Raw genomic sequence first — 16,113 nt, forward strand, 5'->3', positions numbered from 1 at the left:
GCTACTGCCCGGTCGCGGTCACCGTGCATTGCAGGGTGAAGGTGACGCTGCTGTTGCCCGGCAGGCTGGGAATGGTGACCCCGGTGAACGCATCGCCGGACGGCAGTCCGGTTGGGCAGGTTCCGCCGTTTGCGGTACAGGTGGCCGGCGTGGTGCAGCTGAGCCCGGCACCCGGGGTATCGTTCACCACGGCGTTGCTGACGGTTGCCGTACCGACGTTGCTCGCCACCAGTGTGTAGGTGACCGTGCCGCCGCTGGCCACTGCCGTGGCGGGACTGGCCGATTTGCTGATGGCGAGGTCGACCGTCTGCTGCACATTGACGAAGGTGCACAGCAGGTCGGGCTCGCCCGCAAGGTCGGTGGCGGCGATGGTGAGCGTGTTGCCTGACAGGGAGCCGATCCCCCCCGGACCGCCATTGGTATCCACGCAGCTGGCCGAGGTCGGGGCGTAAAGCGCGTCCGGATCGTTCTGCTGGGTGATGACCACCGGCTGGGCTGCAGTGCCCACGTTGGCGATGAGTGGCGAGGTGGTCACCGCGCCGCCGCCGGTGGTGGTGATGCTGTCCGTCGCGGGGGTCAGGTTGCTCGAGGAGTAGACGAAGGTGCCGCTACCCACGTCGGTACTTGCGGCCAGTTGCACGGTCTGTGCGGCCGCCTGGCCAGCAACGGCCAGCCCCAGCATCGCGGCAAGCGGGATGCCGCAGCGGGCAGCAGCGCGATGAAGTCGCAGGGTTGCCATCAGTACGTTCCCACCATGTTGAGGAACCAGCCCTTGTGGTCGTAGTCGAAGTTGGTCAGGTCGTCGCTGAACTCGGTGAAGTTGTAGCCTACGCCGAGCCGGAAGTTGGTGCCGATGTCGCGGTCCAGCCCGACCAGGTAGCCGGACTGGGTGCCACCGTCCTTGACGTCCAGCCAGCGGTATTCGCCCAGCGCGTGCCACTTCTGCAGCAGCTCATAGCGCACCTGCAGTGCGCCGAATGTCGTCGCCGAGTCGAACCACGGCCCACTGCCCCGCCCCAACCGAACCTCGCCTTCGCGCCGCGCCAGCTTGACCCCGTATTCCCAGTGAGTGTCCTGCTTGTACACGCCTTCGAAGGACAGGATTTGGGTCTTCTGGTCCTGGTCGGTATTGTCCACCTGGCCGGGGCTGGCGAGGTCGTACAACTGGGTGTACCGCCCGAACAGCGCCCAGCGCTGGCTGTTCCACGGGCGGTAGGCGAAGCCGACGTTGCCTTCCCAGAACCGGGCGCCGGCCAGCGCGTTGAGCTGGTCGGTGGTCTTTGAGTAGTTGAAGCGCCCTGCGATGCGCCAGCTCTCGTTGATCTTGTGGGTCAGCCGGTTGGTGGTGACCCATTGTTCGCGCTGCTCGGCACCGGTGTCGCGGCGCCATTCGACCTTGCTGCGCCAGTCGGTATCGGACGAGGTACGACCACCGCTGACGCTGATCGCGCGGCGGTCGACCACGCCCCCGCCCACGGTTTCCAGCTCGCCACTCTGCAGGGTGAAGCCCAGGTTCCAGCCGGTGGCCGGATAGAAGTCCATGCCCACCGTGTGCGCCAGCCCGGACTGGGTGTCTTCCTTCAGGAACTGGCTTTCGTTGAACAGGTTCACCTGGTTGGAAATGCGCCAGCGCTGGCCCAGGGTCCAACCGTTGAGCCGGTCGTTGTCGAACGGAGAGTCGTAGGCGGTGGTGTCGGTGGACCAGGTGTAAGCGCCGTACAGGGAGTAGTCCGTGCCCATGCGGTACTCGGCGTCGACGGTGGCGGCGTCGCCGCGGTCGCCGGTGCTTGCCTCGGCACCAATGCTGGCGCGGTCGGCGATCAGGTAGTTGGCGCCTACGCCCACGGCGTTGTTGTCTTCGTAGCGGCCGCCGTCGTCATCCAGGGTGACCTGCGCCTGCCCGTAAACATCCAGCGCGGTGCCAAAGCGATGGGTGTACTTCACTGCCCCCAGCAGCCCGGCCGCCGGATCGGTGCGGCTGCCCTCCTCTACCCGGCGCAGCTCCGCCTCCAGCGTGTTCCAGTCATCCGGCCGCCATTCCACCGTGGCCTGCGCCTGGGTCAGCTGTTCTTCGCCGCTGCGCGCCTTGCTGTAGCGCGCATACAGCTGCAGCTCGCGATTGATCCGGCCCAGCACTTCGGCACCGTACTCGGTGACCGGCAGGCCGGTGTCGTGACGGGCAATGGAGAAACCGGCGTCGGTCTGCCGCCACCAGCTGCCGGCGCTCCAGTCCAGAGTGGTCCAGCCCAGCTCCTTCAGGTTGGCGCGCGCCTCTACGGCTACCGCGTCGCCTTCGCGGCGAATGTCGGTGGGGTTGCGCTGACTGAAGCTGAAGCCGCCGTTGTCGGAGAAGAACGACGGCACCGCGAACGATTCGGTGTGCGAGTACTCGGCCTTCAGGTAGGTGCCCTTGCCGGCCTGCAGGGTGAGGTCGCCGGCGGCCAGCGTGTAATCCTCGCCGTCACGGTTCTCGTCCACGTAGGTGGCGCCCACGCCGACATGGTCACCCAGCCATTGCCGGCCCCGGAAGCCGGCGGTGAGCTGGCCATCGTCGAAGCCACTGGGCAGCCATTCGTAGTCCACCAGCAGGCGCTGCTCGTACCCGTCCAGCGGCGCATCGCGGGTCAGCGTGCGCACATTCTCACGGGTGATCTGCGCCAGCGGCCGGGTCAGCAACAGACGGCCCTGCAGTTCGTCGATCTCGTAGTCGGTGCCGCGCACCAGGGGGGTGCGCACTTCCACCCGCCCGGTGGTGGGATCGCGCACTTCCAGCACGACCTGGTCCGACCCGGGCAGGATGTCGGTGTTGCGCAGGTAATACAGGCTGCCGCCGGTGCCGATGAATTCGTTGTGGCCGGGCGCGGTCTGCTCCTGTGCGCCGAACGCACGCACTTCACTGCGCGGCCCGCCCCACGGGGTGATGGTCGGCGAGCGCCAGCTCAGCGCACCGCCATACAGCGAGCGCACATATTGAGCGTACTCGGTACCGGTCAGGCCGGTGGCATAGTTGCCCCACAGCGCCTGGTTCTTGTCCCAGTCCACGCGCAGGTAGGAGCGGCCCATGCTGTCCACGTCGCGCCAAGTGGCCGAGTCGTCGCCGTAGGTCGGGTAGTACAGGTCCGGGTCGAGGCGGCGGAAGATGTCCTGCGGCCAGGCCTCGGTGAAGCCGTCGAACAGGTGCTTGATGTCCTGTTCGGTGGTGTCGGCCTGGGCGGTCACCAGGTATTTGCCCTTGACCTTGCCCTTCGCGTAGAACGCCAGCCGGCCGTCGCTGATCACGTCGTCCGCATAGCGCTCGTCCACCGCCAATGGCGCTGTGGCGGCGCTGACATCGTTCTGGGCGATGGTCACATCGGCCAGGCCGATGCCATAAAAGTACTTGCCGCTTACGTCCACGTCCAGCACATGGCGCTGCGGCGCTGCACCCTGCCCTGCGCCGCTGACTTCGATGTCGAAGCGGTGCGGGCCCACCGGCACCAGGTATTCGGCAACGAAACGACGCTGCTGGTCGACCGGGTACGAGTCGCCGTTGATGGTCAGGCTGGCCTGCTCGGCGATGTTGCTGCCGCGGATGCGGATGCGCGAGCCGTAGATCGGGATGTTCTGCAGGCGCAGTCCGTTCTCGGCGAAGGCGCTGTCGATCAGGCTCTGGCGCAGGCCTTCTTCGGCACTCAGGGCTTGGCCCAGTCGCGTTTCGGACGCATTGCGCAGGCGGGTCAGCTGGTTGTCCGCTTCCACCGGGTGCACCAGCTGCAGGGTATGCGGCAGGGTTTCGTCGTAGATGCCGTTGGCGCCATGCGCGCGCACGATGTACACCAGCGTGTCCCCGACCCGGAACTGATCCTGCACCGGCAGCTCGCCGGCCCAGTCGGCCTGGCTCACGGCCGACACCGGCAGTTCCACCGTGGCGATCGGACTGATCAGATCGACGTCGGTGGAGCGGTACACCAGCAGCTCCATCCGTTCGATGAAATCGCTGTAGTTGCCGCGCACATAGAACGGCACCGGCTTGGTGATGTGGCCGTCCTGGAACGCCACCAGCGACGGTGCCGACACCGACAGCTCCGGCCGCCCCAGGTTGGGGTCTTCCGTGGCCCAGATCGCGCCGCCGCCGGGCAGCAGGATGCTGAAGCGACCGGTGGCCACCGCCTTGCCCGGCGGCGGCGCCGACACGGTGACGCGACGGTCCGGCTGCAGCGCCTTCTCGCCGGCGTTGGCATCCAGCCCCTCGGTCACGGGCTGGGCGGCACCGCGCGTACGCACGCGCAGCAGTACCTTTCCGTCTTCATCGCAGGCATCGGTGCCGCACTTCACTTCCGGCGCCGTCTGTGTCCAGGCCGGCGGTGCCGCGCCCGCCAGCAGGCCGGCCAGTGCGCAATAGAGCAGATGGCGTTTCATCGGCCCTCCTTCGTGCCCGGCGGAGCATCCAGCGGTGACGCTGGATCGCCGCTGGTTTCCACCGTCACCCTGTCGCGCAGCGCCGGGGAGAGGCGTTCGCGCAGCGCCGCGGTGACCGCTGCGGCGCGGCGCAGGCCCAGTTTCATGTTGTAGTCGGCGGGCCCGCGCACGTCTGCATGGCCGACGATCACGATCCTGCCACCACCGCGTTGTTCCAGTGTGCGGGCCACGCGGTCCAGCAGGGCCAGCGTGTCGGGGTGCAGGGTCGACTGGTCGGTGTCGAACAGCGCCGTGCCCAGCAGCGCCCCGCCCTGGTCCACACCCACCAGCAGGGAGTCCGGATCGTCGACGTCACTGCGCGTGGTCACGGTGACCTGGGAGGCGGCATCGCCCAGCGATGCCAGCAGCGCGTTGCGCACCGCCTCGGCACGCTCGAAGGCCAACGCTGCGCTGGCGCCATTGGCGGCCACCAGCACCTCGCCCGCACCGTGCTGCCGGACCTGGTTGGCCATGGTGGCGATCACCGGGGCATAGCGCTCGGGAATGGCGCTGCTGTCTGGCGCGAAGAACACCTCGCCCAGCGCCAGCTCCACCGCCTCGCGCGATTCCAGCACGGACACCGGCAGGGTGATGCCGAAGTCGAAGCGCACCGGCAGCCCCGGGGTGATCCGGCGCAGCAGCGGGTTGGCGGTGGTGAAGGTTGCGCCTTCCGGCAGCGTGGCGGCATCGACTTTGAGTACGAAGTTGCGCCCCCGCGCGCGCCCGCCGCCTTCGATGCCGGCCAGGTGGTAGCGCCCGTACTGGTCGGTTTCCACCATCAGGCCTTCGACCGAGCCGATCCGCACGCCCGGAATGCCGGTTTCGTCGATGCCCTGGTTGGCGATCACGTAATCCACCACGTAGCCACCCTGGGCTTCCGTGACGCGGCGTTCCACCGTCGGTTCGGCGGCGGTAAGGCCCTTGGCCGCGTCACCGCTGCGTTCCACGCGGGCACGACCCTGCGCGTCCAGCCGCACACTCACGCCCTGCGCGCTGGTCAGCACGAAGTCGTCGGTGAAGTCCGGCGCGCGCAGGCGCTGGCGCACGATCACCTGGTGATTGGCGGCCGGGTCGGCCGGCGACTGCCGGGCGCTGATGCTGCCCAGCGCCAGTCCATGCAGCAGTGGCGCACTGGCGTCGGCCTGCAGCTGCGGGCCCGGGCCACGGTCGACCGTGGTGGAGCCCGCGATGTACGCGCCCGGCGCGAAGCCGCCCTGCACGTGCACCTTGTCCAGCGCAGCGCTGTCCTGCCAGCCATCGCCGTCGCGGTCGTCGAACACGCTGCCCATCACCAGGCTGTCGTCGATCAGCGGGTCGTTGCCCAGCACCACTTCGGCCGTGGCCACATTCGACGCCATCTCGTTGGTCGGCGCGAAGGCCTGCGCGTGGTTGACCTGGGTGCCCGGGCGCACCCCCGCGCCGACCCGCATCAGGTAGGACAGCCGCGCGGTGTTCCCGGCCGCGATGTCCAGATCGTTGATGCGCAGCGGCGACTGCCCGGTGGCGGTCACGAAATGGTCGTCATCATCGCCCTGCAGCGAGCCTTCCACGTAGGTGAAGCCGGCTGGCGGCGTGTCGAGCAGGTAGCCGTCGACCAGGTCGATGTCGCCCACGTTCTGCACGGTCAAGCTGTAACGCACCAGATCGCCGCGCTTCACTTCGCGCGTCCCGGCCACCTTGGTCAGGCGCAGCGTGGCCGGCTTGTTTTCCACCGCGATCACCGCTGCTGCCGTCGCCGTGGCGGTGGACAGCCCGGCACCGTTGGGCTGCCCTTGTGCCAGTACGGTGTTGGTGAGCTGACCACCGTCCACGCCGGCTTCGGCCTCGGTGATGGTGTGGGTGTAGGAGGCGCAGGTGGCCATCTGACCCGGCGCCAGCAGGGTCGGCGTGCAGTCCAGCAGCACAGGCGAGCTGCCTTGCAGGGTGTCGTTGATGGTCAGGTTGTTGAGCGTGACATTGCCCACGTTGGTGGCCGTCACCGCGTAGGTGATCACGTCGTCGATGTTGCCCTTTCCGGGCGTGCCGGCATCCACGCTCAGCGTCGCGGTCTTGGTGGTGGCCAGCGCGGGACGACGGTCGATCGGCAGGTTCAGTACCGGCGTGCAGCGTGCATCGGTCGAGCCAGCCGGGCACACCGCAGGCGGCAGCGGGCTGCCACCCGGCGCCGGCTCGGCGGTGATGCGGGCGGTGTTGTCCACGGTACCCGCATCGGTGTCGGCCTGGGTCACCGTATAGGTGCCGGTAAGTTCGCAGCTCGCCCCCGGAGCCACGCTGGCGCAGACCTGACGGTTCGGCGTGATCAACGCATCGTCGATGGTCACGTTCGACAGCGGCACATTGCCGGTGTTGGTAGCGCGCACGGTGTAGGTGAGCAGGTCGCCGGTGCTGACCTGCCCATTGCCATCCGGATCGCTGTTGGACGCCAGCGTCTTGGCGGTTTCCAGCGCCGGCTGGACCACGGTGTGATCGGTGCTGCAGGAGGTGCAGATCGGATCGGGATCGCCGCCCGGCGGGTTGCTGGCCGCCACGGTGTTGGTGACCACGCCACTGGCGCCGGCGTCCACGGTGGCGCGGTAGACCAGCGGGTAGCTGCCCGGCAAGGTCCCGGCCGGCAGCGTGCACTGCAATGCACCGGTGCAGGTGTAGGCGCCAGCGCTTACCACCGTGTCGAAGTTCAAACCCGCACCCAGCGCATCCTGCAGCAGCAGCGGCTGGGTGGTGGCCGAGCCGGCAATCACCGTGGTCACGGTGAACACGATGCCCTGCCCGCGGTCGACGAAGCTGCCGCTGACCGGATCGGCGCTCTTGGTCACGGTCGCCTGTGAGGGCACGATCGGGTGTTCGGTGCTGCAGCTGCTGCACACCGGCGCCGGGTCCACGCCGGCCGGCTTGGTCGGCACCACTGCATTGCGCACGGTACCGGTGGCGTCGGCATCCACGCGTGCGGTGTAGACCAGGGTATGCACTCCCGGCGCGGTTCCCACCGGCAGGCTGCAGACCAGCGGGTTGGCCGCGTTGCAGGTGAAGTCACCGGCCTGGGTGACAGCCACGAAGGTCAGGCCTGGGCCCAGCAGATCGGTCACGGTCACCACTTCGTGCAGCGCCGCATTGGCCACGGTGACCGCCACGCTGTACTCAATGACCTCGTTCGGGGCGACCTGGGTACCGCTGGCCGGCTGCGACGTTTTGGTGACCGTGGTGGCGGCCGGGGTCAGCTGGGTCGGCGTGGTGACCGTGTCGGTAGCGGTTGCATCCGGCAGCGTGCCGGGCGGCTTGCCGGTTGCGGTGGCGGTGTTGACCACCGCCGTGGCGGTCTCGTCGGCGAAGGTAATGGCGTACGCATTACCGGTGGCCTGGCAGGTGGTGGTGGCGCCCGGCTCCAGCACCAGTACTTCGCAGACCAAGGTGGGCAACAGTGGATCACTCACGCGTACCGGGGCCAGCCTCACGTTGCCGGTGTTCTGTACCGCGAACGCATAGGTGATCTGGTCGCCGGCGTCGCCGGTGATCCCGTCGGCGTTGCTGTCGGCCACGCTGGCGGTCTTGTCCAGCGTGATCGCCGGCAGCTGGGTGGCATCGATCGTCACCGTATCGGGCGCGGAGGTGCTGGTGCCGTCGGTGGCGGTCGCGGTGTTGGTGACGCTGCCGCTGTTGAGATCGGCCTGGGTGACCGTGTAGCTGGCGGTACAGGTGATCGAGGCATTCGGAGCCAGCCCACCGGGCGGCAGTGCCGGGCAGTTCACCGTGGCCGGTGCGACGATGCGGTCGTCGCTCACCGTGATCGGCGCGGTCACGGTCACCGTGCCGGTGTTGGTGACCAGGTAGCTGTACGGCAGCACGTCGCCCACGCTGTCGTAGGTGGTGGCGGTGCTGCTCTTGTCCAGCGACAGCCCACGCAGCTGCTGCACCGGGGTGATGGTCGGCGGCGACGGCGTGCGCGGCGTGGTATCGCTGATGCCGCTGCCGATGTTGAGCACCTGCCCCGCGTCAACGTCGGCCTGCACCACGGTATAGGTGCCGACCAGCACGCAGGTGCCACCCGGTGCCACCGAGGCGCAGGTGGTGCTGGCCGGGGTGATCTTGTCGTCGCTGATCACCACGTTGGTCAGCGTGGTGTTACCGCTGTTGGTGCCGGTGACGGTGTACTCCAGCACGCTGCCCAGCACCACCGGGTTGGGTGCGTTGGACACCACCTTGGCCATGCTCAACGCCGGATTCTGGGTGCCGTTGACGGTCACCGAATCCTGCGCGGAGGTGGTGCCGCCCGAGCTGGCCGTAGCCACGTTGGTGACACTGCCGGCGTCCAGGTCGGCCTGGGTCACGCTGTAGCTTGCGGTGCAGGTCACCGCGCCGCCCGGCACCAGCCCGCCCGGCGGCAGTGCCGGGCAGTTCACCGTGGCCGGGGCGACGATGCGGTCGTCGCTGACGGTCACCGGCGCGGTCAGGGTGATGTTGCCGGTGTTGGTCACCAGGTAGCTGTAAGCCAGCACATCGCCGACGCTGTCGTAGGTGGTCGTGGTGGTGCTCTTGTCCAGTGTCAGCGCCGGGGTCTGCACGGCGTTCACGGTCACCGTTGAGCTCGGCGATACCGTGGCCCCCGAAGTAGCGGTGGCCACATTGACCACGCTGCCCGCATCCAGATCGGCCTGGGTGGTGGTGTAGGTCGCGGTGCAGGTGACGCTGGCCGTGGGCGCCAGGCCGCCGGCCGGCAATGCGGGGCAGTTCACGGCACTGATGCGGTCGTCGCTGACCGTCACCGGATCGGTCAGGGTGATGTTGCCGTTGTTGGTGATCAGGTAGCTGTAGGTCAGCGTGGCACCTACCGCGTTGTAGCTCGGCGTGCTGGTGCTCTTGACCAGCGCCAGCGAACGGGTCTGTACGGCGGTAATGGTTTCCTGCGTGGTCACCGGCGCCAGCGTGCCCTGCGCGGGCGTGGCAGTGGCTGTGGCGGTGTTGGTCACGCTGCCGGCGTCCAGGTCGGCCTGGGTGATCGGATACGTGCCGGTGCAGGTGGTGCTGGCCTGCGGCGCCAGGGTGGTCGCCGGGCAGGCCACGCTCGCGATCAGGTCATCGGTCAGCGCCAGCACACTGACGGTGACGTTGCCGGTGTTCGTGACCACGTAGGCATAGGCGATGCTCTGCCCCACCGTCGCATACGTCTGCGGCGTGGCGGTCTTGACCAGCGTGAGGGCCGGTCCCGGCGCCAGCGGGGTGGTGGTGCTGTCGTCACCGGTGACCGCTGCACCCGTGGGCGGGAAGCCCTGCGCGGTGGCGGTGTTGACCACCTGGCCCGCGTCCATGTCGGGCTGGGTGATGGTGTAGACCGTGCTGGAACAGGTGATGCTTGCACCCGGTGCGACCGGGCCCGCTGGGCACGTGATGGGCGCGGTTCCGGGCAGCGGGTCGGCCACGGTGATGTTGTTGAGGGTGACGTTGCCGTTGTTGGTCACCACGAAGGCATAGCTGATGGTGTCGCCGGCATCGGTGATCGTGGCCGATGCGCCGGCGCTGACGCTGGGTGCGCCGGCGGTCTTGTCCAGCACGATCACCGGCTGTGCGGCCAGCGGTACCACCGCCTGCGAGGGCGCCGAACTGACCCGCGAGCTGGACGGCGGCGTACCCGCAGCGGTGGCGGTGTTGGTCACCGTGCCGTTGTCCATCTCCGACTGGGTGATGGTGTGTACGCCGGTGCAGGTCGCCACCGAGGTCGGCCCGCTGGCGGTGATCTCGGTCCGGTCGCAGGTGGCGGCAGCGTCGATGTTGGAGTCCGTTACCGCCACCGCTGACAAGGTCTGGTTGCCGGTATTGGTCACCACGAAGGTGTACGGGATGGTGTCGCCGGCGTCGGTGACGGTGGCGTCCCGGCCCGCCGCGATGGTAGGCGTGCCGGCGGTCTTGAGCAGGGTCAGCGACTGGTTGGGCAACGGCAGGGTCACCGCGGCGCTGGCGGCGGTGGTGCCTCCGGTCCAGCTCGCGGTGGCGGTGTTGTCGATGGCCTGGTCGCCACCGCCGTTGCTGTCGAAGTCCGCCTGGGTGGAGGTGTAGCTGCCCGTGCAGGTTACGGTTGCGGCCGGTGCCAGGGTTGCCACCGGGCTGGCCGGGGCGCAACTCAACGCGGGCAGCATGGGGTCGCTGATCACCACGTTCTCCAGCGTGGTATTCCCCGAATTTGTCGCGGTGATGGTGTAGACGATCACGTCACCGGGCGTGGCCACGCTCGCCACGTTGGCGGTCTTGGTCAGCCCCAGTCCGGGCGCGCGGACCACGGGAATGCCCAGCGCGCCAGTGCGGTTGATGAGCCCCCCCACTTCAGAGGTGCCGCTGGCGACGGCCACGTTGTCCAGGGATCCACCCGCATCGATGTCGGCCTGGGTCACCGTGCGGGTGGTGCCCGTGCACACCACGTCCGGACTGGCGCCGCCGAACACCACGCTGGCGTTCGGAATCAGGTCTACCGACGGGCAGCTCAGACCCAGGGCCGGGTCGCTCACGCTCACACCCGTCAACGTGACGTTGCCGGTATTGGCGACCGTGAAGCGGTAGTTGATCACGCCCGGCGCCGACACGCTGGTGACGTCGGCGCTCTTGACGATGGTCATCTGCGGTCCACGCACCGGCAGGTTCACTTCCTGCTCGCCGTCGTCGCGCACCACCTGGTTCTGCACCGGGGTGTTGGCGGTCACCACTGCAACGTTGTTGATCTGGCCATTGCCGGGCGAGGCGTCGTTGCTGCCGCTGTCGATGTCGGCCTGGGTCACTACGTAGCTGATCCCCGGGCAGCCCTGCACCACGATGGTGGCACCCGGCGCCAGGCTGGGAATCGGCGGGCACGCCAGCGCAGGCAGCAGCGGGTCGGTGATGGCCAGGTCGGTCAGGGTGACGTTGCCGGTGTTGGTGATGCTGAAGGTGTAGGAAATCGCCTGCCCCGGCCCACTGACCGAGCCCACGTCCGAGCCCTTGTCCAGGAACACCGCCGGCGTGCGCTGCGGCAGCGCAACCTCGGCGATGGCGGTGTCGGTGACGGTCACCACCGGATCGGTGCCGATCTGGTACTGCGCGGTGCCGGTGACTTCATTGCGGATGCGTCCGCTGTCGAACGCCGGGTTGCCCTGGTTGTCGATGTCGGACTGCAGCACCGTATACACGTTGCCGGTGCAGCTGAAGTCGACCGTGGCACCGGGCGCCAGCGTCGGGATCGGCGTGCACTGCAGGGCGCTGCCGAGCAGGCTGTCGTTGGTGATCTGCAGGTTGTCCAGCGTCACCGTGGAGGGGTTGTTGACCCGGAACGTATACGTGATCAGGTCGCCCACCGCATTGACCGAACTGCGGTCGGCGATCTTGATCAGCTGCGCCGAGACCGTGCCGCGATTGATGATGACCGTGGCGCCATCGTCGTCGACCACGTTGATGCCGTTGTCGGTGCCGGTGGCGGTGGCGGTGTTGGTGATGGCGTTGAGGTTGTCGATATCGTCCTGGGTGACGGTGTAGGTGGCGCTGCAGGTCGCGCTCGCGCCGGGCGCCAGCGTGAAGGGGGCCGGCGGCACGCAGGTGATCGCGCTCAAGCCGGGTTTCGGGTCGGTCACGTTGATGTCGTTGATGGTCACGTTGCCCGGGTTGTTCACCACGAAGGTGTACGTGATCACCTCCCCGGCAGTGCTGACCTGGCCCGGGCTTGCGGTCTTGTCGATCACCAGCCGCGGCGCTGCGGGATCCACCGGCACGTTCGCGGTGGCATCGCCGGTCGCGCTTCCGCCACCGGGTGCCACGGCAGTCCCTGTAGCGGTGTTGTCGATGTCACCGTCGCCGCCGCCACGATCGTCAATGTCGGCCTGGGTCACCGTGTAGGTATTGCCGGTGCACGCTACCTGTGAAGGCGGCGAGCTGCCGAAGGTCACCGTCTCACCCGGGGCCAGCGGCCCGATCACCGGGCAGTTCAGGCCCGGCAGCATGGGATCGGAAATGGTGACCGACTGGATGGTGGTGTTGCCGCCATTGGTGACGCTGAAGTTGTAGGTGATCACTTCCCCCGCACTCGCCGCGCCGCTGCCATTGGTATCGGCCAGGCTGCCGTTCTTGGTGAATGCGGCGATGTAGCTGGGGGTGGGAAGCGTGGTCTCTGCGGTGTCGTTGTCGACCACGGCGGCACCGTCCGGGTCGTTGCCGGCAACGCTGACCGAATTGGTGATCAATCCATTATCGATGCCGTCACTGCTGCCCTGGCGGTCGATGTCCGCCTGCGTGACCGTATGGCTGCCGGTGCAGCTGATGCCTGCGCCCGGCGCCAGGCTGGCTACCGGAATGGCCGGCGTGCAGCTGATGTTGCCGGCAATCAGCGGGTCGACCACGGTGACGTTGGTCAGCGGCACGTTGCCGTCGTTGGTGACCGTGATCTGGTACGGCACCACCTGGCCCGCCGTGGTGACGCTGGTGACCGTGGTGCTCTTGTCCACGGTGATCGACGAGCGCGGCACGAACGTGTTGGCATAGGTGCAGGTGATGGTGGTGTCCACATCGGCGATGGGAATCAGCAGGCCATTGCTGGGATCGGTGTCGGTACCGTCGCAGGTGAGGCTGCTGGTGTAATCGCCGGCGTTGCCGCTGGTGAACGACTCCGGCCCCAAGGCGCCGTTCTCCAGCGCATACACGGTCACCGGGCCGACCTGATCAGGGCCAGGCGAGGTGGAGTTGAACGCAGGGGTGTTGTTGGCGAACCCGGTACTGGCGGGAATCGACACGGTTGCCGGCGGCCCGCCCTGCCACACCTTGCGCACGACCAGCTCGGCGCTGCGTCGGTCATTGACGTAGGTGCAGGTGATCGGCTGGTTGTCGGTGGGTCCCACCGTAAGCGTGCCGGTGGTTGGCGAGGTTACCACCAGGCCCGCCGTGTTGGTGCAGGACAGGGTGGAGGTGTACAGGTTGGAGGTGACCGAGCCGAACGATTCGGTCAGTTCGATCACATCACCGGCATGCACCGTCTGCGGCGCGCCGGTGTCGGTCTGGCTGGCCGCGCCCGACGCGGTGGAAGGCAGCGGCACCAGGCCGGTGCCGCCTACCGTCACGGTATCGTTGCCCAGCCCGTTCAACCAGGTCTTCTGCAGGATCAGGGTGGTGGTGTTGCGGGTGTTGGTGTAGGTGCATACCAGCGGGTTGCCGGCATCCGCCGGCAGCACCGACAGCGTATTGCTGGCCTTGCCGTCCGCACCACTCAGGCTGCCACCGGTACAGGCCAGGCCCACCGCGTAGTTGGCCAGCGCGCCACCGCTCATGGTCTCGGCTGGCAGGATCGCCTGCTCGCCGACGTACACCGCCACCGTCGTGCTGTTGCCCGGGATCGATGCGGTGGCGCTGAAGGCACTGGTGTTGTTCTGCAGGCCGCTGCTGGCGGCCAGCTGCGCCACGTCGCCGTTACGGCTGTCCGGCGCCCACTGCTTCACCAACTGCAGCGTGGTCTGTGGGCGGGTGTTGGTATAGGTGCAGACGATGGCGGTATCGCCCTGCCCCACGGTCAGCACGTTGCCGCTCAGCCCCGAGCTGCCCGTACAGGCCAGCGCGCTGGTGTAGTTGGCGGCATTGCCCGGAACGGCGAAGGTTTCGCTGAGGGTGATTGCTTCGCCGGCAAAGACCTGTGCCGCCGCGCCGGTGTCGGTTTCGTTGGCGCTGTCGGCGGTAGAGGCCAGCGTGATCGGGCTGGTGGTGCTCCCGGCGGCCTCGACGGTGACGGCCTCGCCCACGGCCGCGTCCACCCAGCTCTTGCGCAGGGTCAGGCTGACCGCGCGGCGCGTGTTGGTCTGGGTGCAGACAATGGCGGTGTCGGCCGGGTCGATGGTGAGCCCGGTGCCATTGAGGGGCTGCGTGTTGCCGGTACAGGCCAGGGTGGCATCGTAATTGCCCGGGTTGCTCAGCGTTTCGACGATGTTGCCGGTTTCGCCCGCATACACGATCACCTCAGTGCCGGTGGTGACGTTGTTGCCGGACGAGGTGGACAGGCCACTGGTGGCCGCGTTCTCGAAGCCGGTGCTGGAAACGGTGGCGGTGTCACCGGGCAGGCCGTCGACCCAGGCCTTGGCCAGGGTCAGCGTGGCACTGCGCCGGGTGTTGGTGTAGGTGCAGACGATGGCGGTGTCGGCCGGGTCGATGGTCAGCGTGCCGCCGCTCAATGGCTGGGTGTTGCCGGTGCAGGCCAGGGTGCTGATGTAGTTGGCCGAGTCGCTGAGCGTTTCCGACAGCGTGCCCACTTCGCCTGCATACACCGTCGCGGGCGCGCCGGTGGTGGTGTTGTTCCCGGTGGAGGTGCTGGCGCCGGAGCTTGCATTGTTGGTGAAGCCGGCGCTGGAGACCGTGGCGGTCTCGCCCGGCCGGGCATCGACCCACTGTTTGACCAGGGTCAGGGTCGCCTGCCGACGGGTATTGGTGAACGCGCATGCGATCCCGGTGCCGTCCGGCATGGTCAGTTCCACCGAGGGGCCGCTGCCGGTTACCGGGACCGCCGCGCTGGTGTCATTGCGCGTGCAGGCCGCCGTGATCAGGTAGTTCGCCGCCGCGCCGGTACTGAAGGTTTCGGTCAGCGTCACCGCCGCACCGGCCGCGCCGCCCGCCGTGGCCGGCGTGGTGGTGCCGCCATTGGTGGAACTGCCGCCGCCGAGCACGATCACGCCCGCATCGCCGCTGATCGCCAGGCTCACCGCATCGCCGGCGGGGCTGTTGACCCAGGACTTACCCAGGGTGATGGCCGGCGAGACCGCGTGGGTGACGACGCAGCTGCCGCCACTGGTGCAGCCCTGCCCGCCGGTGACCGAATTGCTCACCGTGCCGGTGGCGTTGGGCGCTACCAGGGCCTGGTAGGACCACGCCGTCGCCGTGCCGACCGGTGTGTTGGCCGGGAGGGTGCAGGTGATGACCTGGCCGTTGCCGCTGCAGGCCGCAGGCAACGAGCCCGGCACCAGGGTCAAACCGGCGCTCAGCGTATCGGTGAACACGGTCGCTGCGGTGGTGGTCGCACCGGTCACCACCACGTTCAGGTCGAAGCCAATGGTGTCGCCGGCAGCTACCGGCGTGCCGCTGGCCGGGCTACCGGTCTTGCTGATCGTGACCGCATACACCGCCACCTGCACGCTGGCCTGGTTGTTGCCGGTATTGCCGTCCACCGTGCCAGCCGGCGGTTGGATCTGCGCAGTGTTCTGCACCGTGACCTGTGCAGCTGCCTGCCCGCCGACGGCGAGCAGTCCAACCAGAGCGAGGGCGAAGACGCGGTTCACTCGTGCCTGGCGTCCGGCTCATGATCCGGCGTCTCATGGTGCTGGCGCTCGCGGATCTCCTGGATGTCGCGTTCAAGGAAATAGTTGAGGAAGGTGCGAACCACGGCGATGGCGGCCAGCTGACCGATCGAATCCCACGTGGTGTAGATCGCCGATTCGATGATGTCTCCAGCCAGCTGCAGGGTCAGGCCGGCCACCAGCCAGCGCCCGTATTCCAGCCAGATCGCGCGTCGCAGCGTGTTGTTGCCGCCACGCGCCATCATCAGGATCATTTTGACGAATGCGATGATGGTGGCGAGCGTGATGAGGATCAGCGCAAGCAGCGCGATCACGGTAACCACTGGCTCGGTAAGCGCGACCAGCCACGCTTCCAGCGGCGGGGTGTCAAGGTGGGACGCAGCGGTGCCTGCAACGCTCACGA

Annotated in this window: 4 protein-coding genes; all 4 read right to left on the reverse strand. The window is 68.0% G+C overall.

The genetic code is table 11. The annotated features are described in order from the left end of the window. Position 1: 1 nt before the first annotated feature. The 4 genes from PDM28_RS10170 to PDM28_RS10185 are packed head-to-tail and all read right to left on the reverse strand — an operon-like array spanning position 2 to position 16,111. Positions 2 to 739, reverse strand: coding sequence for a prealbumin-like fold domain-containing protein (locus PDM28_RS10170; protein ID WP_311181858.1), 738 nt, complete (start codon positions 737 to 739; stop codon positions 2 to 4). Further along, positions 739 to 4,398 carry a TonB-dependent receptor gene (locus PDM28_RS10175; protein WP_311181859.1) on the reverse strand — a complete coding sequence of 1,220 codons (3,660 nt, stop codon included), beginning with the start codon at positions 4,396 to 4,398 and terminating at the stop codon, positions 739 to 741. The genes PDM28_RS10170 and PDM28_RS10175 overlap by 1 nt, the downstream gene beginning before the upstream one ends. After that, positions 4,395 to 15,692, reverse strand: coding sequence for a DUF7507 domain-containing protein (locus tag PDM28_RS10180; RefSeq protein ID WP_311181860.1), 11,298 nt, complete (start codon positions 15,690 to 15,692; stop codon positions 4,395 to 4,397). The genes PDM28_RS10175 and PDM28_RS10180 overlap by 4 nt, the downstream gene beginning before the upstream one ends. Further along, the gene (locus PDM28_RS10185) at positions 15,689 to 16,111 is read right to left on the reverse strand and encodes a DUF1622 domain-containing protein (protein WP_311181861.1); all 423 of its coding nucleotides are present in this window, start codon (positions 16,109 to 16,111) and stop codon (positions 15,689 to 15,691) included. Before PDM28_RS10185 ends, PDM28_RS10180 begins: the two co-directional genes overlap by 4 nt. Between the last annotated feature and the right edge of the window lie 2 nt (positions 16,112 to 16,113).

It is taken from the genome of Stenotrophomonas aracearum (assembly GCF_031834615.1).
Taxonomy (GTDB): domain Bacteria; phylum Pseudomonadota; class Gammaproteobacteria; order Xanthomonadales; family Xanthomonadaceae; genus Stenotrophomonas; species Stenotrophomonas aracearum.

Excerpts from the sequence above, each read along its gene's own strand:
- PDM28_RS10170 (WP_311181858.1), bottom strand. The coding sequence starts at position 739 with ATGGCAACCCTGCGACTTCATCGCGCTGCTGCCCGCTGCGGCATCCCG.
- PDM28_RS10175 (WP_311181859.1), bottom strand. The coding sequence starts at position 4,398 with ATGAAACGCCATCTGCTCTATTGCGCACTGGCCGGCCTGCTGGCGGGC.